This window comes from Brenneria izadpanahii (assembly GCF_017569925.1).
GTDB lineage: Bacteria > Pseudomonadota > Gammaproteobacteria > Enterobacterales > Enterobacteriaceae > Brenneria > Brenneria izadpanahii.
In genome coordinates, this window is the sequence record NZ_CP050854.1 from 37,978 (window position 1) to 61,141 (window position 23,164).

At 53.1% G+C, this 23,164-nt stretch carries 19 protein-coding genes; 15 read left to right on the top strand and 4 right to left on the bottom strand.

The window, feature by feature from the left end:
* Nucleotides 1-320: 320 nt before the first annotated feature.
* The 6 genes from ibpA (at nucleotide 321) to dcuR (ending at nucleotide 8,124) form a co-directional block, all read left to right on the top strand.
* Nucleotides 321-734, top strand: coding sequence for a small heat shock chaperone IbpA (gene ibpA, locus HC231_RS00170; protein ID WP_208229187.1), 414 nt, complete (start codon nucleotides 321-323; stop codon nucleotides 732-734).
* A 130-nt stretch (nucleotides 735-864) separates the two neighbouring features.
* Entirely contained in the window at nucleotides 865-1,353 is a 489-nt protein-coding gene (gene ibpB, locus HC231_RS00175) for a small heat shock chaperone IbpB (protein WP_208229188.1), read from the top strand.
* A 353-nt stretch (nucleotides 1,354-1,706) separates the two neighbouring features.
* Nucleotides 1,707-3,365 (top strand): putative transporter, encoded by a 1,659-nt coding sequence (locus tag HC231_RS00180; RefSeq protein ID WP_208229189.1) that lies wholly within the window; start codon nucleotides 1,707-1,709, stop codon nucleotides 3,363-3,365.
* A 700-nt stretch (nucleotides 3,366-4,065) separates the two neighbouring features.
* Complete coding sequence (locus HC231_RS00185; protein ID WP_208229190.1) at nucleotides 4,066-5,478, top strand: anion permease; 1,413 nt, start codon at nucleotides 4,066-4,068, stop codon at nucleotides 5,476-5,478.
* 314 nt (nucleotides 5,479-5,792) lie between these two features.
* A complete protein-coding gene (locus HC231_RS00190; RefSeq protein WP_208229191.1) occupies nucleotides 5,793-7,409 on the top strand; it encodes a sensor histidine kinase in 1,617 nt (538 codons plus the stop codon).
* Complete coding sequence (dcuR, locus tag HC231_RS00195; RefSeq protein WP_208229192.1) at nucleotides 7,402-8,124, top strand: two-component system response regulator DcuR; 723 nt, start codon at nucleotides 7,402-7,404, stop codon at nucleotides 8,122-8,124. The genes HC231_RS00190 and dcuR overlap by 8 nt, the downstream gene beginning before the upstream one ends.
* Nucleotides 8,125-8,183: 59 nt before the next feature.
* On the opposite strand, the gene glk is transcribed toward dcuR, so the two are convergent.
* A complete protein-coding gene (gene glk, locus HC231_RS00200; RefSeq protein WP_208229193.1) occupies nucleotides 8,184-9,152 on the bottom strand; it encodes a glucokinase in 969 nt (322 codons plus the stop codon).
* Between the two features lie 231 nt (nucleotides 9,153-9,383).
* Entirely contained in the window at nucleotides 9,384-10,733 is a 1,350-nt protein-coding gene (locus HC231_RS00205; protein ID WP_208229194.1) for a 2-hydroxycarboxylate transporter family protein, read from the bottom strand.
* Between the two features lie 1,118 nt (nucleotides 10,734-11,851).
* On the opposite strand from HC231_RS00205, the gene dppA reads away from it, so the two are divergent.
* The 5 genes from dppA (at nucleotide 11,852) to dppF (ending at nucleotide 17,560) form a co-directional block, all read left to right on the top strand.
* Nucleotides 11,852-13,459, top strand: coding sequence for a dipeptide ABC transporter periplasmic-binding protein DppA (gene dppA, locus HC231_RS00210; protein WP_208229195.1), 1,608 nt, complete (start codon nucleotides 11,852-11,854; stop codon nucleotides 13,457-13,459).
* Nucleotides 13,460-13,615: 156 nt separating this feature from the next.
* Nucleotides 13,616-14,635 (top strand): dipeptide ABC transporter permease DppB, encoded by a 1,020-nt coding sequence (gene dppB / locus HC231_RS00215; RefSeq protein WP_208229196.1) that lies wholly within the window; start codon nucleotides 13,616-13,618, stop codon nucleotides 14,633-14,635.
* A gap of 12 nt (nucleotides 14,636-14,647) precedes the next feature.
* Complete coding sequence (gene dppC / locus HC231_RS00220) at nucleotides 14,648-15,550, top strand: dipeptide ABC transporter permease DppC (RefSeq protein ID WP_208229197.1); 903 nt, start codon at nucleotides 14,648-14,650, stop codon at nucleotides 15,548-15,550.
* A gap of 13 nt (nucleotides 15,551-15,563) precedes the next feature.
* Entirely contained in the window at nucleotides 15,564-16,544 is a 981-nt protein-coding gene (gene dppD / locus HC231_RS00225) for a dipeptide ABC transporter ATP-binding protein (RefSeq protein ID WP_208229198.1), read from the top strand.
* The gene (gene dppF / locus HC231_RS00230; RefSeq protein ID WP_208229199.1) at nucleotides 16,541-17,560 is read left to right on the top strand and encodes a dipeptide ABC transporter ATP-binding subunit DppF; all 1,020 of its coding nucleotides are present in this window, start codon (nucleotides 16,541-16,543) and stop codon (nucleotides 17,558-17,560) included. The genes dppD and dppF overlap by 4 nt, the downstream gene beginning before the upstream one ends.
* A gap of 10 nt (nucleotides 17,561-17,570) precedes the next feature.
* Here the strand turns inward: dppF and HC231_RS00235 are convergent, their stop codons facing one another.
* On the bottom strand, nucleotides 17,571-18,623 hold the full coding sequence (locus HC231_RS00235) for a virulence RhuM family protein/type II toxin-antitoxin system death-on-curing family toxin (protein ID WP_208229200.1): 1,053 nt from the start codon (nucleotides 18,621-18,623) through the stop codon (nucleotides 17,571-17,573).
* 384 nt (nucleotides 18,624-19,007) lie between these two features.
* Here HC231_RS00235 and HC231_RS00240 point away from each other — a divergent pair, with 384 nt between their 5' ends.
* Entirely contained in the window at nucleotides 19,008-19,838 is an 831-nt protein-coding gene (locus tag HC231_RS00240) for a 5'-nucleotidase, lipoprotein e(P4) family (RefSeq protein WP_208229201.1), read from the top strand.
* A gap of 27 nt (nucleotides 19,839-19,865) precedes the next feature.
* Here HC231_RS00240 and HC231_RS24105 read toward each other — a convergent pair whose 3' ends face one another.
* Entirely contained in the window at nucleotides 19,866-19,991 is a 126-nt protein-coding gene (locus HC231_RS24105) for a hypothetical protein (protein ID WP_281397369.1), read from the bottom strand.
* A gap of 332 nt (nucleotides 19,992-20,323) precedes the next feature.
* On the opposite strand from HC231_RS24105, the gene HC231_RS00245 reads away from it, so the two are divergent.
* Genes HC231_RS00245 through HC231_RS00255 form a run of 3 tightly spaced genes read left to right on the top strand, consistent with a single transcriptional unit; the run spans nucleotide 20,324 to nucleotide 23,140 of the window.
* Nucleotides 20,324-21,163: an ABC transporter ATP-binding protein gene (locus HC231_RS00245; protein ID WP_208229202.1), complete on the top strand. Its 840-nt coding sequence runs from the start codon at nucleotides 20,324-20,326 to the stop codon at nucleotides 21,161-21,163.
* A complete protein-coding gene (locus HC231_RS00250) occupies nucleotides 21,153-22,034 on the top strand; it encodes an ABC transporter permease (RefSeq protein WP_208229203.1) in 882 nt (293 codons plus the stop codon). Before HC231_RS00245 ends, HC231_RS00250 begins: the two co-directional genes overlap by 11 nt.
* Nucleotides 22,034-23,140, top strand: a complete 1,107-nt coding sequence (locus HC231_RS00255; protein ID WP_208229204.1) for an ABC transporter permease — start codon at nucleotides 22,034-22,036, stop codon at nucleotides 23,138-23,140. The genes HC231_RS00250 and HC231_RS00255 overlap by 1 nt, the downstream gene beginning before the upstream one ends.
* Nucleotides 23,141-23,164 lie beyond the last annotated feature (24 nt).

Below are 23,164 nucleotides of genomic sequence, written 5' to 3' on the forward strand. Positions count from 1 at the left end.
CTCTGAATCCTGCGCGAATACATCGGAATCCGTTTGGCGGCGCCTTGAAATCCATGGCGTATCGCAGCCAGATAAGCGTGATCTTCGGCTACGCCTCGGCATCAATGGTTTAAGTGTATGTGATAACAGGACTCTTATCGGTGAATTTTGCATGAAAAGCGATAATTTTTTCTATTAGTCTATTGAAAGTCTGAGATCGGTCACCACTTTAATGACAAGTTCGGAGAGAAAGATATGCCGTAAGGGTATCTGTCCGAACGGTGAGCCTGTCCTTAGGGAAGGCTGATATAAATCCTCGCTGAATTTTTAGGAGGCTGTTTATGCGTAACCCAGACTTTTCGCCGCTTTACCGTTCCGCTATCGGTTTTGATCGCCTGTTCAATCTATTGGAAGCCGGCCAAACCCAGAGTAACGGCGGCTACCCTCCCTACAATGTCGAATTAGTCGACGAGAATCAATACCGCATCGCCATCGCCGTCGCCGGTTTCGCCGAGCAGGAACTGGAGATCACCGCGCACGATAACTTATTGACCGTGAAAGGGGCGCATGCCGGTGAACCTGCGGCCCGTAACTATTTATACCAGGGGATCGCCGAGCGTAATTTTGAGCGCAAATTCCAGCTGGCCGAACACATACAGGTCAAAGGCGCCAATCTGGAAAACGGTTTGCTGTATATCGATCTGGAACGCATTGTGCCGGAAACGATGAAACCGCGCCGGATCGAAATTAAATAAGCGGCATGCGCGTCTGCGGTCATATCGTAACGAATTAATGTAATAACTATCGTCTGCCGAATGGGGACGAACCCAGCGGCGTCGCCGCGGCTGGGAGAGATTGTCTCGCTTCATAGAAGGAGTAATGAGTATGCGTAACTATGATTTATCACCCTTATTGCGTCAGTGGATCGGTTTTGACAAATTAGCCAGTTCGATGCAGGGGAACCAGGAACCTATTGAATTTCCTCCCTATAACATTGAGAAAAAAGACGATAACCATTATCGCATCACGCTGGCTCTGGCGGGTTTCCGGCAAAGCGATCTGGATATTGAAGTGGAAGGCCCGCGCCTGACGGTGAAGGGCAGCCCGGCGCAGCCGGAAGAGAAAGTGGAGTATTTGCACCAGGGGTTGGTGTTTAAACCTTTTTCTCTGAGCTTTACGCTGGCCGAGCATCTGCATGTTTCCAATGCGAAGTTTGAAAACGGGCTGCTGCATATCGATATGGTCCGCGAAATACCGGAAGCATTGCAGCCGCAGCGTATCGCCATCGGCGGCGGCCGTCCGGTATTGACCAAGTCATCCGGCGATGAGGCGGCTCAAATATCTGATAAGGCGGATCAGCCCACTGCCGAGTAACGGTTAGCCTCTTTCCTTTTATCGCTATGTTGTTTGTGATGCCCGTTGCTTAGCCGAGCGGCGGGCGTTTTTTTACTCGTCTCATTCCGGCGATCCGCTCTGCCGGCCAAGGCTCCGCGCTATTCGAAAACGGGGGCCACGCCGCCTTTATCTATCCGCTCCCTGCTGGTTAAGTGGGGGATACGTTCATGAGATTCCCGGCGTTTTTTTCTTCTGGATACTTTTTGTGCTGCCCGCCACGTTTCCCTTTCGGCCATTCTGCCAGAATTAATCACAATAAATATCGATGGTTAACTGAGCTGCTTATGTTTTTCTTCAAATGAAATGCGTTTGCACAAGGAAGGACACAAGGTATGAGTGATATCGCGCTGACCGTTAGTATGCTGGCTCTGGTGGCGGTTGTGGGGCTGTGGATCGGTAACTGGCGGATTTACGGCGTGGGTTTGGGAATCGGCGGCGTTTTGTTCGGCGGGATTATCGTCGGGCATTTCGCCCAGAGTTACCAGTTCGTGCTGAATGACGACATGCTGCATTTTATTCAGGAGTTCGGGTTGATCCTGTTTGTTTATAGCATCGGCATTCAGGTTGGGCCGGGATTTTTCTCTTCATTGCGCGTTTCTGGTCTGCGCCTCAACGGTTTCGCTATTCTGACGGTATTTCTCGGCTGTGCCGTGACCGTCATCATCCATAAAATCTTTAATGTCCCTCTGCCCATCATTCTGGGGATCTTTTCCGGCGCGGTTACCAACACCCCCTCTCTCGGCGCCGGGCAGCAAATACTGACCGATCTCGGCTCCGATAGCGCGCTGGTTAATCAGATGGGGATGGGGTACGCAATGGCTTACCCGTTGGGGATCTGCGGTATTCTGCTGGTAATGTGGTTCATGCGCGTCTTGTTTCGCGTGGCGGTCGATGCGGAAGCCAAGCAGTTTGATAATAATAATGGCATGCACCATGAACAACTGCACACCATAAACGTGTCCGTAACGAACGCCAACCTGCAGGGATTGGCGATCCAGGACGTGCCGATTCTGAATCGCGACGCCATCGTGTGTTCCCGCCTGAAACGCGGCGATGAATTGATGGTGCCTTCTCCGGCCACCGTTATTCAGTTGGGCGACTATTTGCATCTGGTGGGAACGAAAACCGATCTGGAACAGGCGCGGCTGGTGATCGGTCATGAAGTGGATACCGCGCTGTCAACCCGCGGCACGGAGTTGCATGTGGAACGGGTGGTGGTGACCAATGAAAAAGTATTGGGACGCAAGATCCGCGAATTAAATCTGAAGCAAAACTACGATGTGGTGATTTCCCGCCTTAACCGCGCCGGCGTTGAACTGATCGCCGGCAACAATGCGAGCCTGCAATTCGGCGATATTCTCAATCTGGTCGGGCGGAAAAGCGCGATTGACGCCGTTGCCGATATTGTGGGAAATGCGCAACAGAAGCTCCAGCAGGTGCAAATGTTGCCGGTATTTATCGGCATCGGCCTCGGCGTTGTGCTGGGTTCCATCCCGATATTTATTCCCGGTTTCCCGGCGGCTTTGCGGTTGGGACTGGCGGGAGGGCCGCTGGTGGTTGCTTTGATTCTGGGACGTATCGGCGGCATCGGTAAGCTATATTGGTTTATGCCTCCCAGCGCCAACCTGGCTTTGCGCGAGTTGGGCATCGTGCTGTTTTTGTCGGTTGTCGGGCTGAAGTCGGGCGATGGCTTCATCGATACCCTGCTGCACGGGGACGGCATCTGGTGGATTGGCTATGGAGCGCTGATTACCATTTTCCCTTTGCTGATTGTCGGGATTATGGCGCGCGTTATCAGCAAAATGAATTATCTGACGCTGTGCGGCATGTTGTCCGGGTCAATGACCGATCCCCCGGCGCTGGCGTTCGCCAATGGGTTGCATCCCACCAGCGGGGCGGCCGCGTTGTCTTATGCCACGGTGTACCCGCTGGCCATGTTTCTGCGCATTATGTCGCCGCAAATCCTGGCGATCTTATTTTGGGCGGTATAATATCCGTTTGCCAGGAATAATGTTTTCACGGCGACGGAAATACACCGAAAGAGAGAAATCCTCTGCTAGGACTATTTATTTAACGGCAATGGACCGCTGAAAAATAAATAATCGTCACCCGCTATTTAATTAATCGTGATATCGATAATCCATATGAAATATATGGATTATCTGCTCGTTATTTTTCACGTTGCCGGCCTTTACTCATCCCATTGAGTAAGCGCCTGAAAATTAAGGAGAGATGCCCGGTCTCTCGCCGAAGGACGCCCGTTGTTAGAGAGCCAACGCTTTGCGTTGCTCAAAACGATGAGGCTTTGTCCTGTACTTTGAAATTTATTAGCTATATTTTTTTATAAATTTATAATTAGGTTAACATAATGTTTGTTAGTTGTTATTTATTGGTCGCTTCTTGAAATTATTACCCTGATTATTAAGTTAATAAATATATTTAGTAAGTAAAGTAATCTCTATTTGTAACGATATTACATTATTATGATTCTATTGGTTATCAGAATTTAATGGGCGAGAAATCACCCTTAGCCATTACTTTCTCGCTCTTTTAAGCTGATGTTTCCTGTTGCGATAGTTAATTCCGTATTAGCAGGCAGGGTGATGAAGGAAGAATAAGAAATACCAACTCCTCCGCACGGGACATCCGTTATTAGTTAACGAATTCCGTATTAATGAAGAGTGGTATTTTATGTCTGCAAATAATAGCAGGTTGTTAAAGCTTTTAATTATAGTTTGTCTCGCCGTTGGATTATGGTTACTTCCGGTACCCTCCGGAGTTAGTCCCGACGCCTGGCATTTAATGGCGATTTTTATTGCAACGGTGGTGGGATTGATTCTCTCGCCTTATCCGTTGGGCGCGATGGCGATGTTCAGTCTGACATCGGTCGCGATATTGGGTCTGTTATCCATTAAAGATGTTCTGGCGGGGTTCAGCGATCCCACCATCTGGATGATAGCCTGCGCATTCTTTATTTCCCGCGGCTTTATTAAAACCGGCTTCGGCAGGCGCATCGGTTTGCTGTTTATCAGCAAGCTGGGCAATAGCTCGCTGGGGCTGGCTTACGGACTGGTCTTCACCGATCTGCTGTTTGCCCCGGCGATGCCTTCCACATCTGCGCGCTGCGGCGGGATTATCACTCCGCTGTTCCGTTCTATCTCCGAGGCTTATGACTCGACGCCGGAAAAGGGAACGCAACGGCGCATCGGCGCCTTTCTGGTACAGTCCATCTTCCAGTGCAATGCGGTGACGTCCGCCATGTTTATGACCTCCATGGCCGGTAACCCGATGGTGGCTAAACTGGCTTCACAGTTCGGTATTCATATAAGCTGGACTGACTGGGCGCTGGCAACGCTGCTGCCCGGTTTCCTCTCGCTGGCCTTGATTCCCTATCTGGTTTACCGCTTCTATCCGCCGGAACTGAAAAAAACCACGGAAATGCGTGCGATCGCGCTAGAACGCCTGCGTGAAATGGGGCCGATGAGCCGCAACGAATGGGTCGTTCTGGGCGTGTTCCTGGGGCTGGTTACGTTTTGGGTGCTTGGCGCGACGCTGAAGATTGACGCCACCCTGACGGCGCTGGCCGGCCTGTGCGTACTGCTGCTGAGCCGGGCGCTGACCTGGGACGATGTCGTCAGTGAAAAGGAGGCCTGGCACACCGTGGTGTGGTTCGCCGTTCTGATGACGTTGGCCGGCCAGCTCAATAAGATGGGACTGATCGCCTGGCTGGGCGGCCTGGCGGGAAATGCCGTAAGCGGTATGCATTGGTTGCCGATGCTGGGTCTGCTATTGCTGGTTTACTACTATAGCCACTATCTGATGGCGAGCGCGATTGCCCATATCAGCGCCATGTACGCGATTTTCGTTTCGATTGCGCTGGCGGCAGGGGCGCCGCCGATGCTGACGGTGCTGGTCTTCGGTATTTTCAGTAACCTGTTTATGTCCACAACCCATTACTCTAGCGGTCCGGCGCCGATTCTGTTTGGCTGCGGTTATATGCCGTTAAGCACCTGGTGGAAAATCGGCTTTTTCGTCAGTCTGGTGATCATCCCTATTTGGCTGGTTGTCGGCGGCATGTGGTGGAAAGCGCTCGGTTACTGGTAAGGCAGGATCTCTCCTGAGATGTTTCAAGTTGCAGCGGCGTGGGCCCGTTGATGGGCAGCCGCTGCAAACTGCAAACAACGTTCAATTTTCGCCTGACCGATTGATTTTCCAATGGTTTTTCCGGCCCGGTTTGCGGGGGATTGGTTCCATGATTGCCTGGCGGTATCGTGAAATCTATCGGGTTACCTCTTTGTTTCTATGCTGATTTAATCTGAAATGGCGCGCTCTGCGGCGAATTCCGCGTTCGCTGACACGCGAAACCTGGTGAAAAAGTATAAGATAACGATGTAATAATAGTTATTCCGGAGAGCGACATGAATAAGAAAAGAGCACCGTTGAAGTTAGGTACTTCGGTGTTTCTGATGGTCTCGGCGGTGATTGGCGCAGTGCTGTTGGTTGTGTATGCCTTGCTGTTTTTCCGTATTAACCAGCTCTCGGAGGATCATTTACGGGAAAAAGCCTTCGCTATCGCCCGCACCTTTGCCGCTTCGCCCGTGGTCATTGATGAACTGAACGGAATTGGTAATCCAGGCTCCATACAGGAGGCGGCAGAGGTTATCCTCCGGCGTAATCAGTTGCTCTTCATTACCGTTACCGATATGCATACTATTCGTCATACGCACCCTGAGCCGGAAAGGATCGGCGAATACTTTGCCGGCCGGGATATCTATCCCGCCTTACTGGGGATGGAGAATTCATCAATCAATCGAGGTACGCTTGATCCCGCGCTGCGGGTGTTTACGCCCGTTTTTGATCATAATAATCAGCAGGTCGGGGTTGTGGCCGTGGGTATCGCGCTGACCAGCGTGCAGAAGGTTATCCGCGAGAACCGCTGGATGATCCCCTGGGCTATCCTGGCCGGGGCGCTGGTTGGCTGGTTGGGAACCTTGGTTTTGGTGAAAATACTCAAGCGCATCATGCTGGGTTTTGAACCGTTTGAGATCTCCAATCTGTTTGAACAGCGCAATGCGATGTTGAAACAGATTAAGGAAGGCGTGATTGCGGTCGATACTCAGACTAACATCACGGTGATTAACGATGAGGCGATAAGGCTATTTCGGCAAGGAGGCAGCCAGTCGGTGGACAAAACGGCCGAGAGTATTAGAGAGCAGTGGCTGGAGCATCTGCATCTGAAGCCGGTGCTGGAGAATGGTATCCCGCGGCGCGATGAGGAAATCAACGTTAACGGTCATCTGCTGCTGACCAATACCGTACCGGTGTTTGTTAAAGGCGATATGATCGGCGCTATCGCCACATTCCGTGATAAAACGGAAATCAGCCAGTTATTACAGCGTCTGTCCGGGATGTCCTACTATGCGGACGCCTTACGGGCGCAATCGCATGAGTTTATGAACAAGCTGCATGTGATTCTGGGGATGCTGCATTTGAAATATTATTCTCAACTGGAGAATTATATTTTGAAAACAGCCAATAACTATCAGGCGGAAATCGGTTCGATTATCCGTAAGGTAAAATCCCCGGTGATTGCCGGTTTCTTGTTGGGCAAAATTAACCGCGCCCGCGATCTCGGCATCACGCTGTCAATTAGCGAAGATAGTTTGCTGCCCGATACGGATGACGTGGATGCGACCAATGAGTTGATTACCGTACTGGGCAATCTGATTGAAAATGCGATGGATGCCATCGACGGGCAGGAAAACTGTGAGATCAGCGTGAGTTTTCACCATCAGGATGGACGCTTGCACCTCACCGTTGGCGACGATGGTCCCGGCATTTTACCGGAGAATCAGGAACACATTTATGAACAGGGTTTTTCCACGAAAGGCAGTGGCCGGGGCATCGGCCTGTATCTGACTAAACAGAGTTTGGAAAAGATAGGCGGAAACATCGATTTTGAGTCGGAACCTGAGGTTTATACCCAGTTTTTCGTTAATATACCTTATCAAGCAAGGCCGTTAGACCATGATTAATGTACTGATTGTTGATGACGATGCCATGGTTGCAGAACTGAACAAATCTTATCTGAATCAGGTTTCCGGATTTAGCTGTTATGCAACGGTACCCACGTTGCAGCAGGCGAGAAACTTACTGATGCAGCCGGATTCAGGCATCGATCTGGTACTGTTGGATATCTATATGCAGCAGGACAACGGGCTGGATTTGTTGCCGACCATTCGGGAGTTCAGTGAAAAGACGGATGTGATCATTATTTCATCCGCCAGCGACGTGTCTTCCATCAAGAAAGCGCTGCACTACGGCGTGGTGGATTATCTGATTAAACCTTTCCAATTTTCCCGTTTTGAACAGGCATTGACGGCTTATCGCGAAGAAGCCAATTTGCTCAAGCACCGTGAGTTTGTGGCGCAGTCCGATATTGATAGCCTGATCCGCCGTACCAGCGGTAACTCAGCCAGCGAGCGCAAGAAGTTGCCGAAAGGATTGACCAGCTTAACGCTACGCACCGTATGTGAATGGATTGAAGGGAATCAGGGAACCGAGTTCTCAACGGAAATGCTGGCCAATGCTATCGGCATCTCCCGCGTATCGTGCCGTAAGTATCTCATTTACCTGGCGGATACCGGCATCCTGGCTACCAACATTCTCTATGGCTCCACCGGCAGACCGGTGTATCTCTACCGGCTGTTGCCGGAAAAGCAGGACGCATTACGCCAGTACTGCGAGTAGTGACGGTTTTCGCCGCTGATTCAGGGCCGGCTTACGGCCCTGTCGTCATGCGTATAGCCTTATAGCGTATAGCCGCTTGCCTGACGCAGCCAGGCGCCGGCGCCAAGCAGGCCGGGGTGCGGGTGGGTAATCAGGTAAACCGGAATATCGGCCAGGTAATCTTTAAACCGCCCTTTATCCTCAAAAGCGGTGCGAAAGCCGGAGCTGAGGAAGAAATCCAGAAAGCGCGGAACAATGCCGCCAGCGATGTATACGCCGCCAAACGTTCCCAGGGTTAACGCCAGATTGCCGCCAAAGCGCCCCAGCAGAACGCAGAACAGCGACAACGCCCGCCGGCAGTCTACGCAGTGGTTTTTCAGCGCCTTAGTGGAAATATCTTTTGGCGTCAGCGGCGCCGGCGTCCTGTTATCGGCAATGACAATCGCCCGGTACAGATTGACGAGACCCGAGCCGGACAGGAGGCGTTCCGCCGAGACATGGCCGAATTCGTCGCGCAGTATTTTGAGAATTAATGACTCTTCCTCGCTATTTGGCGCGAAATCGACATGGCCGCCTTCACCGGGCAAGCTAACCCATTTACCCGCCACCGGAACGAGGTGCGCCACCCCTAATCCGGTGCCTGCGCCATAAATCGCTATGGGTTTTCCGGCCACCGCCTGGTTGCCGCCGAACTGGAGCACGTCATCCGGGCTGAGCGCGGGGATCGCCATACTGACGGCGGTGAAATCGTTGATAATGTCCAAACGGTCAAAATTCAGATTCCGCGTTTGCTCCGCAATGGAAAAGGCCCAGTGATGGTTGGTCATGGCTACCCAGTCGCCGACGATGGGACAGGCAATCGCGATACAACCTTGTTTAATCGTCAGTGAAGCGTGTTCCGCCAGAAACAGCCGAATAACCGCTTCCAGGCTGTCATGCTCGGACACGGCATAATTCTTATTGCATGAAATTTCACCGTTTTCCAATGCACAAAGCGCGAGACGCGCGTTGGTCCCTCCGACATCGCCCACCAGGGCATACTGATACATAACGTCTTATCTCCGATCAGATTTGAAAAATGTTATCTTTTATTTTTTCAGCAATAGAACGCTCGCCATGGTCATCCGATCTGCCTGGCTGGCGAGGCCTCTCCTGCGTGTTGAAACGTATTTGGGTATATATAAACAGAAATAAGGGGGGAAGGTCACGGTTTGGGCGGAAAAAATAAATAGGCCAGCCGATAACGCCGGCTGGCCTATTGCAGATAATGAGCGGTTAAATTAGACGATCCAGCCCAGCAACAGGGTGGCGCCGATCACGGTGGAAGCGCCGCCGATACGGGTGGCGATCTGAGCGAAAGGCATCAGCGACATGCGGTTGGACGCAGACAGGATGGCAACGTCGCCTGTGCCGCCCAGCCCGCTATGGCAAGTGGTGACGATGGAGGCTTCTATCGGATACATGTTCAGATAAGGCGCGATGAAAAAGCTGACCAGCGCCATGGAAAGCACCACTGAACCGCAGACGATGACATAACCGATAGAGAAGACCGACACCACGCTTTCCAGCGGGATATAGAGCATGCCCAATCCAATCATCAGCGGCCACACCAGCGAGCTGGAAACAAACTTATAAACGCTATGTGCGCCGGTTTCCATTGTGGCGGGAATGACGCGGCTATATTTGCAGAATACGGCGATCAATATCATCAATACCGGCCCAGGGATATGAACCAGTTTTTCAAACAAACCGCCGACGATGAAAAACGCGCAGATCATCAGCAAACCGCCGCCCATCAGATGAAAGTCAACCGCTTTCGGCGCTTCGGTTACGGAGAAGATGGCGTTGTCTTCCTCGCTGCGCACCAGACGGCCTTCGCCATTCAGATCTTTTCGGCGCATACCCAGGCGGGACAGGATGCCTGCGCAGAAGATGGCGAAGATGTTGCCGACGACGGCGGCCGGCGCCAGTTGCGCGACGTAAACATCCGGCGTTTCTCCTAAAATCGCCGAGTAGGCGAGCGATAAAGGCAGAATGCCTTCGCCGATGCCGCCGCCGATAATCGGAACGATGATGAAAAAGAAGGTGTGGTAGAAGCTATAGCCACAGAGTTTGCCAACCAGCAGCCCGGTGCCCAGCGCGGTTGCCGTACCCACCACCAGCGGCACAAACATACGGACCATGCCTTGAATCAGGATTTTCCGGTTCATGCCCAATATGCTGCCGACCACCAGACAGGCGATAACGAAATATAGAAAATTCGCCTCTTTCATCAGCAGATGAACCGTATTCATCGTGTTATCATTAAATAAATGAAAATACACCAGAATAGAAGGCACCATCAGACAAAGAATTGCCGGGCCGCCGATATCTTTAAATACGGGAATTTTATGCCCGATATGCGCCAATAAAAAACCCATACTCATAATGACCGCGAAGCCGCCGATCATATTTTTGGGTAAATATCCTGCGTAGGCTGCAATAAAAACAATAGCAGCGATAGCAATAAAAAGCGGGACAGGGACGGCCCCGATTTTCTTGTTGAAAATAGTATCTACAAGTGAGAGGGATGTGGGTGTATCTATGGCAAGATCGTTCTCACAGAGAATATCAGTGTCAGTTTTTTTCATTGTATTCACCCTGCTATGACAGTACGGTACAGGAGAGTCCTGCGTTCATTTTCAGATAAAAGTAAGAAATCCATTTTTTTGTTTTTCATCAATGCGTAACGAAAAACTAAGAATGGTGGAGGTTTTATTTAACGAGTATTTTTATTAATCCGTAATCTAGCATGGGTTAATGTTAAAAATAATATGTGATTTCATTATTTGTGAACTTATTAGCAAGTTCCTTTTAAATAACTTATATCATTTTTTTGTAATTAAATTAATTTAAGAATGGCTATTATATAGTGTTTATAAGAATTAAGGTGGGGACATCGTTAATGTAATATAAACATATCACGTTATTAAAATAAGTAAATAATCAAATCAAAAACTAATAAAAGCGTTTTTTACCGACAAAAATCCATTCTTAATAGCTTCCAACATAGAAAAGATGGCCGGAAACCAGATATTCCCTATCAACATGTCTCTGACCGCTTGAGCAGCGGAACGGATATGCGCGTTTTCTTCAGCAACATCCCGACGCTTTAGCCGGTGGGCAAATCGGCTGCGGCCACCCCCTTCCACATTATCGTTTCATAGCGCAACAAAGTTTTTTTATGACGCGTAGATAGTATGTTCAAAACTTCTATCTTTCATTTAGATATCACTTTAGCTTATATAGTTGCAGGATTTTCACCTGCCGATAACGTTTTTCACAATGAATAGTGCTCATATCTTGGACATATAGAAGAATATTCTCATAGTTTTTTTGATGGTGGTAATTTCTTTATTTTTGTATTTTTATAGTTTTTTACACTGGTTTTTAATTATTTTATAAAAAATAATAACTGTTATTTGCGATTTTTTCGTGTTTTGAACCAATGAGAAATGGCCCGGCTGTTTGTAAATCCCTACAGCTTGTATTGACGCAACTGTAATCTGTTGACAGATTTAAGACGTCATAAAGGGAAGAAAACAGTGAATGCCTGAATGATTCCTCGTATTCATTGGCCGTAGGCTGTCTCGCCGCTTTCTCCGTTATTTTAATTTTGCGCCTTCGGGCAAGGTTCGGACCATTACACTTAAAAATAGCGGCCCGGCCTAATGAACAACACAACATCATCCACAATGGAGCACAAATAATGGGAAATTCCTTGGCTAAATCAAGGGCTTTGAAACTCGGGCTTGGCTTGCTGGCCATGTCTGTCGCCGCCGGACTACAGGCTAAAACGCTGGTCTATTGTTCCGAAGGCTCCCCGGAAGGGTTTAACCCGCAACTGTTCACCTCCGGAACAACGTTTGATGCCAGCTCTATTCCTATCTACAACCGTTTGATCGAATTCAAAAGCGGGACAACCGATATAGAACCCGGTCTGGCTGAGAAATGGGATATCAGTGAAGATGGTAAAATCTATACTTTCCATCTGCGCAAAGGCGTGAAGTGGCAGGACAACAAAGATTTCAAACCGTCGCGTGATTTCAATGCCGATGACGTATTGTTCTCTTTCCTGCGTCAACAGGATGCCAATCATCCCTATCATAAAGTGTCCGGCGGCGGCTATGAGTACTACCAGGGCATGGGGATGCCGGATTTGATCAGCAAGATTGAAAAAGTGGACGATTACACGATCCGCTTTGAGTTGACCCGGGCGGAAGCGCCTTTCCTGGCTGATCTGGCGATGGATTTCGCTTCCATTATGTCGGCGGAGTATGGCGATAAGATGCTGAAAGCCGGTACGCCGGAGAAGATCGACCTGAATCCGGTTGGCACCGGGCCGTTCAAATTGCAGCAATATCAGAAAGATTCTCGCATTCTGTATACCGCGTTTCCCGGTTTCTGGGGTAAAAAACCGGGCATCGATCGTCTGGTGTTCTCCATCACGCCGGATGCTTCCGTGCGTTACGCCAAATTGCAGAAAGACGAATGTCAGATTATGCCGTACCCCAATCCGGCCGATTTGGCGCGTATGAAAGAAGACAAAAACATTACGCTGCTGGAAAAACCGGGCCTTAACGTCGGTTACCTGGCGTTCAACGTGCAGAAAAAGCCGCTGGATGATGTGAAAGTGCGTCAGGCGCTGACTTATGCGGTGAACAAAAGCGCCATTATCGATGCGGTCTATCAGGGCGCGGGACAACCCGCTAAAAACCTGATCCCGCCGACCATGTGGGGCTATAACGACGACGTACAGGACTACAGCTACGATCCGGAAAAAGCCAAGGCGCTGTTAAAAGAAGCGGGCGTGGCGGACGGTTTCACCATCGACCTGTGGGCGATGCCGGTACAGCGGCCTTATAACCCGAATGCGCGCCGTATGGCCGAAATGATCCAGTCGGATTGGGCTAAAATCGGGGTACAGGCCAAGATCGTCACCTATGAATGGGGCGAATATCTTAAGCGGGCCAAAGACGGCGAGCACCAGACCGTATTGATGGGATGGACCGGCGACAACGGCGATCCGGATAACTTCTTCGCCACGCTGTTTAGCTGTGATGCGGCGAAACGAGGATCGAACTACTCCAAGTGGTGCTACAAGCCGTTTGAAGATCTGATCCAGCCTGCTCGCACTACCTCCGATCATGAAAAGCGGATCGAGCTGTATAAACAGTCACAGGTCGTTATGCACGATCAGGCGCCGGCGCTGATTGTGGCGCACTCCACCGTGTATGAGCCAATTCGTAAAAATGTGAAGGGTTATGTTATCGAACCCCGTGGCGTACACAGTTTCAACAACGTGTCGTTGGATTAATTCAACACGTCTTCACGGGCAATCCCTGAGCCTTGCCTCCGCCACGTCGCTGACGATGTGGCGGCGGTGGGGCTTTATTGCCCGTTAAATTTCAAATGTGAGCATATAAGTCCGATAGCCTAAGAGCAATCGGACGCTTAAAAGAGAGTTCGGGATATGTTGCAGTTCATACTCCGGCGTTTGGGGCTGGTTATCCCAACGTTTATCGGTATTACTCTACTGACTTTTGCTTTTGTGCACATGATCCCGGGTGACCCGGTTATGATCATGGCCGGGGAACGCGGAATTTCTGCTGAGCGTCATGCTCAGCTTATGGCTGAAATGGGGCTGGACAAGCCGCTGTGGCAACAATACGTCAATTATATCGGCGGTGTATTACATGGCGATTTAGGCGTTTCTCTCAAAAGTCGCATTCCAGTTTGGGAAGAATTTGTCCCGCGCTTTAAAGCGACGCTGGAATTAGGTATCTGCGCGATGATTTTCGCCATCAGCGTGGGTATTCCCGTCGGCGTTCTGGCGGCGGTAAAACGCGGTTCTATCTTCGATCACGCTTCCATCAGTCTGGCATTGGCGGGTTACTCCATGCCTATTTTCTGGTGGGGGATGATGCTGATCATGCTGGTGTCGGTTCACTTCAACCTGACGCCGGTATCCGGGCGCATCAGCGATACGGTCTTCCTTGACGAAAGCATGCCGCTGACGGGATTCATGCTGATTGATACCTTCTTTTGGGGCGAACCGGGCGACTTCGTGGATGCGCTGGAGCATATGATTCTGCCCGCCGTGGTGCTGGGCACCATCCCGTTGGCGGTTATTGTGCGTATGACGCGTTCCGCCATGCTGGAGGTATTGGGCGAAGATTACATTCGCACCGCCCGCGCCAAGGGGTTGAGCCGTCTGCGGGTGATTGTGGTGCATGCGTTGCGCAATGCCATGCTGCCGGTGGTGACGGTTATCGGGTTACAGGTCGGCACGATGCTGGCCGGCGCGATTCTGACTGAAACGATCTTCTCCTGGCCGGGACTGGGACGCTGGTTGATCGATGCCTTACAGCGTCGTGATTATCCGGTCGTACAGGGGGGCGTGCTGCTGGTGGCGACCATGATCATTCTGGTTAACCTGCTGGTCGATGTGCTCTACGGCGTGGTCAATCCACGTATCCGTCATAAGAAATAAGGGGAGGCTGAGATGACACAACTGACTGAGCCTGTTGTAAATAGCGCGCCGAAGCCGATGACCCCGTTCCAGGAATTTTGGCACTATTTCAAACGTAATAAAGGGGCGGTGATCGGCATGATTTATGTCGTGCTGATGCTGGTCATTGCGATTGGCGCGAATGTACTGGCGCCGCATCTGCCGTCCGAGCAGTTCCGCGATTCGTTGCTCCATCCGCCGGTCTGGCAGGATGGCGGAAGCTGGCGGTTTATTCTGGGTACGGATGACGTCGGCCGCGATATTTTATCCCGGCTGATGTACGGCGCGCGTCTGTCGCTGCTGGTCGGCTGTCTGGTGGTCGTCCTGTCGCTGATTCTGGGGGTGATCTTCGGCCTGCTGGCCGGCTACTTCGGCGGCGTGGTCGACGCCATTATCATGCGCGTCGTCGATATCATGCTGGCGTTGCCCAGCCTGCTGTTGGCGCTGGTGCTGGTGGCGGTTTTCGGGCCGTCGATTGTCAACGCCTCGCTGGCGCTGACGTTTGTGGCGTTGCCGCACTACGTGCGTTTGACCCGCGCGGCGGTGATGGTTGAAGTGAGCCGCGACTACGTAACGGCTTCGCGCGTGGCGGGCGCGGGGTCGATGCGCCAGATGTTCGTCAATATTTTACCAAACTGTCTGGCGCCGCTGATCGTGCAGGCATCGCTGGGCTTTTCCAATGCCATTCTTGATATGGCTGCTTTGGGTTTCCTCGGTATGGGCGCGCAGCCGCCTACGCCCGAGTGGGGCACTATGCTTTCCGACGTTTTGCAGTTTGCGCAAAGCGCCTGGTGGGTGGTGACATTCCCCGGCGTGGCGATCTTACTGACGGTATTGGCGTTTAACCTGATGGGGGACGGCTTGCGTGATGCTCTCGACCCCAAACTCAAGCAGTAACAGAGGTAGAGAGATGGCGTTACTCAATATAGAGAAACTGTCCGTTCATTTTGGCGATGAGGGCGTGCCGTTTCGTGCGGTCGATCGCATCAGTTACCAGGTTGAACAAGGGCAGGTAGTTGGCATTGTCGGCGAGTCGGGTTCCGGTAAATCGGTCAGTTCGCTGGCGATTATGGGGCTAATCGATTATCCCGGCAAGGTGATGGCCGACAAGCTGGAATTTGACCAGCGCGATTTGACGCAGATATCCGAGAAAGAGCGGCGTCAACTGGTCGGGGCGGAAGTGGCGATGATTTTTCAGGATCCGATGACCAGCCTGAACCCTTGCTACACCGTGGGTTTTCAAATTATGGAAGCCATCAAGGTTCACCAGGGCGGCAACCGCAAAACCCGCCGTCAGCGCGCGATTGATTTGCTGACGCTGGTCGGCATTCCCGATCCCGGATCAAGGCTGGATGTCTATCCGCACCAGCTTTCCGGCGGGATGAGCCAGCGCGTGATGATCGCCATGGCTATCGCCTGCCGGCCCAAACTGCTGATTGCGGACGAACCGACCACGGCGCTGGATGTCACCATTCAGGCGCAGATAATCGAGCTGCTGCTTGAATTGCAGCAGCGCGAGAACATGGCGCTGATTCTGATCACGCACGACCTGGCGCTGGTGGCTGAAGCGGCGCATCACATTATCGTGATGTATGCCGGGCAGGTGGTGGAATCCGGCAAGGCGGCGGATATTTTCACCGCGCCCCGGCACCCGTATACGCAGGCGCTGTTGCGCGCCTTACCGGAATTTTCGACGGACAAATCGCGTCTGGAATCGTTGCCGGGCGTGGTTCCCGGCAAATATGACCGCCCGAACGGCTGTTTGTTGAACCCGCGCTGTCCCTATGCGAACGATCGTTGCCGGCGCGAAGAGCCTGAGCTGCGGAGTATTCCGGGACGTCAGGTGAAATGTCACACACCGCTGGATGATGCGGGGAGGCCAAGCGTATGAACCCGAATAACGTCACATCGCAGCCGTATTTACTGCATGCGATTGACCTGAAAAAACACTACCCGGTGAAGAAAGGGTTATTTGCGCCGGAGAGAATGGTCAAAGCGCTGGATGGCGTCTCTTTTACGCTGGAGCGCGGAAAAACGCTGGCGGTGGTCGGTGAATCCGGCTGCGGCAAGTCGACGCTGGGCCGCCTGCTGACCATGATCGAAATACCGTCGGCGGGCGAGCTTTACTATCAGGGGCAGGATCTGCTGAAGCCGGATCAGACGGCGGAGAAGCTGCGCCGCCAGAAGATCCAGATCGTATTCCAGAATCCTTACGGATCGCTGAACCCGCGTAAAAAGGTCGGTCAGATCCTGGAAGAACCGCTGCTGATCAACACTGAGCTGTCGAAAGCCGAGCGCCGCGAAAAGGCGCTGGCCATGATGGCGAAGGTGGGGCTGAAAACCGAGCATTACGAGCGCTATCCGCATATGTTCTCCGGCGGTCAGCGGCAGCGTATCGCCATTGCCCGCGGTCTGATGCTGGACCCGGACGTGGTGATTGCCGATGAGCCGGTTTCCGCGCTGGATGTCTCGGTGCGGGCGCAGGTGCTGAACCTGATGATGGATTTACAGCAGGATATGGGGCTGTCTTACGTGTTCATCTCCCATGATCTGTCGGTGGTCGAGCATATTGCCGACGAGGTGATGGTGATGTATCTGGGACGCTGTGTGGAGAAGGGCAGCAAAGAGGCCATCTTCAGTAATCCGCGTCATCCGTATACCCAGGCGCTGCTGTCCGCGACGCCCCGACTTAATCCGGATTTACGGCGCGAACGCATCAAGCTGGTCGGCGAGTTGCCCAGCCCGTTGAATCCGCCGCCGGGCTGTGCATTCAACGCCCGCTGTCAGCGCTGTTTTAGCACCTGCACCCAGTTCCAGCCGCAGTTGAAAGACTATGGCGGGCAGCAGGTCGCCTGCTTCGCCGTCGATCAGGAAGAGCAGGGCGATCGGCCCGCGCAATCCAACTGATTCGCCGTCTTTAACCCGCGTCCTTCCCATTGGGCGCGGGTTTTATCTCCTTATTTGACCCTGTACCCCCGCGTATCACGTTTTTTTCCATGCGATTCAGCATGTTCATGATTAACCGGATCAACGTCTCTTTCTGTTTGGGAGCGGATTCGGCCACCAGCAAGGTTAGCGCCGCCAATCCCGTATCATTGATCACCGGTATCCCCATGCTGTTGAACAAACGGCTGTTGCGGTGCAGAAAATCAACGAATAGGAAAGCCCCTGAGCGTTTATTACCGTCCGAGAACGGATGGTCTTTGACCACAAAATAGAGTAAATGGGCGGCCTTGCTTTCGACGGTCGGGTAGGCGGGCGCGCCAAAAACGGTTTGATTAAGGTTGCCAAAAATACCGTCCAATCCTTCCGCTCTGGGGTTGGCAAACAAGGCGGTGGCTTCTCCTCTCTCGATGAGCTGTTGTTTCAACTGGTTTAATGCCAGCATGGCATCGGCAGGCGGCGGCAGTATTCCACCGGACTGTCCGGCAGGTTCCTCTAGCAGCCCCTCATCGTAGCGTTGCAACCAGAGAAATGTCTGGGTATAACGGCTGATGATTTCCACCAGCCCTCGACTTGTGTCCACAGCGCCGGCGTCCAGGTTTTTTGATGCGGCCTGAATCAGAGCCAGAGCCTGTTCCAACTCCGCGGCATTTTGTTCGAATCGCGAACGGTTGATGCTGTAGCCTTGAACCAGAAATTCTTTTAAACGCTGGGTGGCCCAACGACGAAATTGGATACCTTGCGGAGATTTAATGCGATAGCCGACAGAGATCACCACTTCCAGATCATAAAGGGTGATGGGTTTGTCTGAATTAGCAATATGCATTTTTTGCATATTGCGTTGCTCAGCCACTTCACCCTCAGTAAGCGCATTGCGGATATGGCGTGAAATCACCGACTGATCCCGACCGAATAGGGTCGTCATTTGAGACTGTGTTAACCAGACGGTGTCATTTTCAAAACGAACCTGCACATGATGCTGCCCATCATCCGTTTGATATATCTCGATTTGTGTTTTTTCCTTCATATATGAATCCCTTCCGTGCAGGTTGATTAGCGGCATCAACGATAACACCTGGCGTGGTGGAATTAACGCCCAGCGAGAGGCGGATTATGATTTTCCAGCGCCGCTTCGCAGACTGTCTTTGTACTTACATGATCGCGCGTTAAATATTGCGAAGCGGCCATGCGGGTTGCCATATTGATTAAACGTGTCTAGGCTACTTTTCTTGATGACGCGCGGCGTATCCGATATTCGCTGGCGTAGATTAAAACCAACGCATGAACCATATGTCGCATGCGGAAATGCCGGAATACCGTTCATAGCCTTCGCAAAACCCGTCTTTCAGACGCCCGCACACTGCTGCGTCAGGTTTTCATTTCAGAATAATAAACAAAGAGTTATCCCCATATGGCAAAAGCACGTCCCGAAAAGATTTCCCTCGGCGCCGCGGTCGGTATCGCATTGCTCGCTCTGATTGGCTGCGTTCAGCATCCACAAGACGATCAACAGCCGCAGCGGCAGTTGTCGAACCAAATGGTGCTGGCGCTGAACTGGTTTCAGCAATCCGGCGAATATCAGGCACTGGCTCATCAGGCATTCAATAGCGCTCAATACGCGTTCGATCGCGCTAAGCCGGCCGCAGGCAAGAAAAAAGCCGTGGTGGTCGATTTAGATGAAACCATGCTGGATAACAGCGCCTATGAAGGCTGGCAGGTGCGGCAAAGCAAACCGTTCGACGGCGAGTCCTGGGCCGAATGGTCGCGGGCCGGGCAGGCGCTGGCAGTGCCGGGCGCGGTACGATTCGCCAACTACGTCAACAGTCACGGCGGCACCATGTTTTATGTCTCTAACCGCAAACAATCGGAATATGACGCCACCGTCGACAATATGCGGAAACTTGGTTTTACCGGGATGTCGGCAAAAACCGTTCTGCTTGCCCAGGATAACTCAAACAAACAGGCGCGTTTTGACGGCATTAAAAATGCCGGTTACGACATCGTCGTTTACGCGGGCGATAACCTGAACGACTTCGGCGCAGCCACGTATCATAAAGATAATGCGCAGCGGCGGTCATTCGTCAGCGCGAATAGGGACAAATTCGGCACCGAATTTGTCGTGCTGCCCAACCCGCTTTATGGCGACTGGGAAAGCGCCCTGGCGCCGGATTACAACAAGCTGACGCCGCAGCAAAAATTGCAGGTACGCCAGCAGGCGGTTCATGCCTGGAGCGGCCGGTAAGCGCGATTCCCTAAAGGCGGATTATCCCTATGCATTCGTCGCCCGCGCCTGCTCCGAGCCGCAGCGCGGACGCGGACGCCAATGCAGACGCGGTCCGTAGGGCGCGCCGGTTTGCCGGAACAGAAAAATCCGCCTGACTATAGTTTTCGTCATGGCAATACCGGCGGCGTTCGCCCAATAAATATTCCCGCAGTCATCTTCACTTCTTCTTTTCCCCTCATCGCAGCGAAAACGGCCGAAGAAAGGTGTGCGCCGCTCAGCGCTTATTAAAAACAAAATATACGTTTTATGTATGGATATTGCTCCAAATCGAGGCAAAAAGCCGGGAGTTTGCACCAAGCGTGTTTTTCTTTGCTGCGAGCGAAAGCGTAATTCCCCTGTTATCCGTAGGGTTGGTGGAAAAGTAAACGTTGGCATGGAAATGGCATCAGTTTAGACAGAAACCTAACCAAACAGTCAGAAACCGCCAATATGGGATAACCGGTATGAGCCAACCAATGTATCTAGATGAGCCATCACTCATAACGACGACATCGGCCCGGAACACGGCCAGACCGGCAATCGTCGTACGCGACGCCAATGTGATTTACCCGGCCGCCGATAGGCCGGTACATGCGCTGAAAGATATTAATCTGACTATTCGTCAGGGAGAGTTTGTTTCCTTTATCGGGCCTTCCGGCTGCGGTAAAACCACGCTGTTGCGGGTTATCGCCGATCTGGAGCCGATCACCTCCGGCGAAGTGTGGGTCAATGACATGACGCCGTCGGAAGCCCGGCAGGCGCGCGCCTATGGATACGTTTTCCAGGCGCCGGTTTTGCTGCCGTGGCGTACCGTGCTGGCCAACGTCATGCTGCCCTTGCAGATTCAGGGCGTATTGCCGGCCCGATGCGAAGAAATAGCCCGTGAACAGCTGTCGCGGGTTGGTCTGAGCGGGTTCGAGAAAAAATACCCGTGGCAGCTTTCCGGTGGTATGCAGCAGCGCGCCTCCATCGCGCGGGCGCTGGGATTCGAACCTAAAATTCTGATGATGGACGAGCCTTTCGGCGCGCTGGATGAGCTAACCCGCGATAATCTGAACCAGCAGTTGCAGCAGCTGTGGTACAACGAGCAGCGCACGATGGCGTTCGTTACGCACTCCATTTCCGAAGCGGTCTATCTGTCTACCCGCATCGTCATTATGTCGCCCCGTCCCGGCCGCATCGTCAAAATCATCGACTCTCCCTTACCCCAGGCGCGGGATCTCTCCATGCGCGACTCGCCGGCGTTTATTCATCTGGCTCAGGAAGTGCGTGAAGCGCTAATCGAGGGTCATCATGAACATTGACGCTTTACGTTACCGGTTTTTTCCCGTTGCGGTGATTATCGCCGCGGCCGTGGCGTTCTGGTATCTGCTGGCCATCGGGCTGAATGCGCAGGGGGCGATTGAGCGCACCCTCTCTACAACCGAGGGCTGGGGCTGGCGCGAACTGGTGGATGTCACGCTGAATATGTCGCGGCCGGTGCTGCCCGCGCCGCACCAGATTGTGGCCGATATTTGGGCCAGCCTGACGAAATGGCCGGTCACTTCGCCGCGAAACCTGCTGTTGCACACCTGGGTGACGGCCAGCGCCGCGCTGACCGGGTTCGTCATGGGCGTGGCGCTGGGGCTGGCGCTGGCTATCTGCATTGTGCATTCCCGCACGCTGGATAAGGCTCTGCTGCCGTGGATTGTGGCGTCGCAGACGGTGCCGGTGCTGGCGATTGCGCCGATTGTGCTGATTATTCTGGGCAGCCTGGGGATCACCGGCCTGCTGCCCAAAGCCACGATCGCCATGTATCTCTGCTTCTTTCCGGTCACCATCGCCACCGTGCAAGGACTGCGTTCGCCGCAGAAAATGGAAATGGAGCTGGTGCACACTTATGCCGCCAGCCGAATCGATACCTTCTGGATGGTTCGGCTGCCATCCGCCCTGCCTTATCTGTTTCCGGCATTCCGGGTGGCGATCGCCAGCGGTTTGGTCGGCACCATGGTGGCGGAGCTGCCGACGGGGGCGCAGGCCGGTCTGGGCGCGCGCTTGCTGACCGGCTCTTATTACGGCAACACCATTCAGATTTGGTCCGCCCTGGTGATGGCTTCGCTGCTGGGGCTGTTTCTGACCGCGTTGGTCAGCCTGACGGAATACGCCGTTATGTCGCGCCGTAAGGGAGGTCAGTGATGCATAGATATGTTACCGGCGGTTTTGGCCTTGTCGTCGCGTTGATGGCGACGCTGATGGGACTGGTGCAGCGGCTCCCCGGCGGCGCGGCGGAAAGCGGCGTGATGCCGGTTCTGATTATCGAACTGTTGCTGCTGCTGTGCGCGGCGCTGCTGGCGCTGTATCCCTCTGCGTCGCCCTGGTTTCCGGCTGGAGCGATCGCGCTGACTGTCGCGGCGGCGGGAATGCTGATCCGGCCCGCCGCGATGGCGCATCCCGATGCCGCGTACTGGTTGGCGGTATCGGCATTGGCGCTGCTGGCGTGTCATAGCGTGCAGCGCCTGGCGAACGGCGGCGGTAAAAATCTGCCGCCCGGCGCGGTTGCCGCGTTATTCGGCGCCTGGGTGCTGTATTTCTGGCAGTTGCTGGTCACGGTGTTTGCGGTGCCCCAGGTATTGCTGCCGGCGCCGATTGATATTGTCCGGGCGCTGTATGACAACGCCGGGCTGCTGACGGGCGATTTTGTGCAAACGGTGCTGAAGTCGGTGCTGGTGGGCTATGCGCTGGGCAGCGGCATGGGGATCGTGGTGGGAATTCTGATCGATCGGCTGCCGTTCCTGCAGCGCGGCCTGCTGCCTCTGGCTAACCTGACCAGCACCATTCCGCTGGTGGGCGTGGCCCCGATTGCGGTGATGTGGTTTGGCTTTGACTGGCCGTCCAAGGCGGCGGTCATTGTGCTGGTTACCTTCTTTCCCGCTCTGGTCAGCACGCTGGCCGGGCTACAGGCCTCCGGCAAGCTGGAGCGAGAGTTGATGTATTGCTATGCCGCCACGCCGCGCACCACCCTGAGAGTGCTGCGTTTACCGGCGGCGCTGCCCTTTATTTTCGGCGCGCTTAAGGTCAATGCCACGCTGGCGATGATCAGTGCGATTGTCGCCGAGTATTTCGGCTCCCCCACGGCGGGGCTGGGTTTTCGTATCTCGACCGAGGCGGCCCGTATGCATATGTCCACCGTGTGGGCGGCGATCGTGGTCGCTTCCGTGGTGGGATCGCTGTTTTATGCGCTGTTGGTCTGGCTGGAAAGGAAGGTCAATTTCTGGCATCCCTCAGTGCGCGGCGAGTCGTAAGCAGTGAGCAATCATCGTTGTTAT

Bases quoted from the DNA above. Each gene is read 5' to 3' on its own strand.
- HC231_RS00180 (WP_208229189.1), top strand. From the start codon at position 1,707: ATGAGTGATATCGCGCTGACCGTTAGTATGCTGGCTCTGGTGGCGGTT.
- HC231_RS00190 (WP_208229191.1), top strand. From the start codon at position 5,793: ATGAATAAGAAAAGAGCACCGTTGAAGTTAGGTACTTCGGTGTTTCTG.
- ibpA (WP_208229187.1), top strand. From the start codon at position 321: ATGCGTAACCCAGACTTTTCGCCGCTTTACCGTTCCGCTATCGGTTTT.
- dppB (WP_208229196.1), top strand. From the start codon at position 13,616: ATGTTGCAGTTCATACTCCGGCGTTTGGGGCTGGTTATCCCAACGTTT.
- dppA (WP_208229195.1), top strand. From the start codon at position 11,852: ATGGGAAATTCCTTGGCTAAATCAAGGGCTTTGAAACTCGGGCTTGGC.
- dppD (WP_208229198.1), top strand. From the start codon at position 15,564: ATGGCGTTACTCAATATAGAGAAACTGTCCGTTCATTTTGGCGATGAG.
- HC231_RS00255 (WP_208229204.1), top strand. From the start codon at position 22,034: ATGCATAGATATGTTACCGGCGGTTTTGGCCTTGTCGTCGCGTTGATG.
- HC231_RS00185 (WP_208229190.1), top strand. From the start codon at position 4,066: ATGTCTGCAAATAATAGCAGGTTGTTAAAGCTTTTAATTATAGTTTGT.
- HC231_RS00245 (WP_208229202.1), top strand. From the start codon at position 20,324: ATGAGCCAACCAATGTATCTAGATGAGCCATCACTCATAACGACGACA.
- HC231_RS00205 (WP_208229194.1), bottom strand. From the start codon at position 10,733: ATGAAAAAAACTGACACTGATATTCTCTGTGAGAACGATCTTGCCATA.
- ibpB (WP_208229188.1), top strand. From the start codon at position 865: ATGCGTAACTATGATTTATCACCCTTATTGCGTCAGTGGATCGGTTTT.
- HC231_RS24105 (WP_281397369.1), bottom strand. From the start codon at position 19,991: ATGACGAAAACTATAGTCAGGCGGATTTTTCTGTTCCGGCAAACCGGC.
- HC231_RS00240 (WP_208229201.1), top strand. From the start codon at position 19,008: ATGGCAAAAGCACGTCCCGAAAAGATTTCCCTCGGCGCCGCGGTCGGT.
- HC231_RS00235 (WP_208229200.1), bottom strand. From the start codon at position 18,623: ATGAAGGAAAAAACACAAATCGAGATATATCAAACGGATGATGGGCAG.
- dppF (WP_208229199.1), top strand. From the start codon at position 16,541: ATGAACCCGAATAACGTCACATCGCAGCCGTATTTACTGCATGCGATT.
- glk (WP_208229193.1), bottom strand. From the start codon at position 9,152: ATGTATCAGTATGCCCTGGTGGGCGATGTCGGAGGGACCAACGCGCGT.
- dppC (WP_208229197.1), top strand. From the start codon at position 14,648: ATGACACAACTGACTGAGCCTGTTGTAAATAGCGCGCCGAAGCCGATG.
- HC231_RS00250 (WP_208229203.1), top strand. From the start codon at position 21,153: ATGAACATTGACGCTTTACGTTACCGGTTTTTTCCCGTTGCGGTGATT.
- dcuR (WP_208229192.1), top strand. From the start codon at position 7,402: ATGATTAATGTACTGATTGTTGATGACGATGCCATGGTTGCAGAACTG.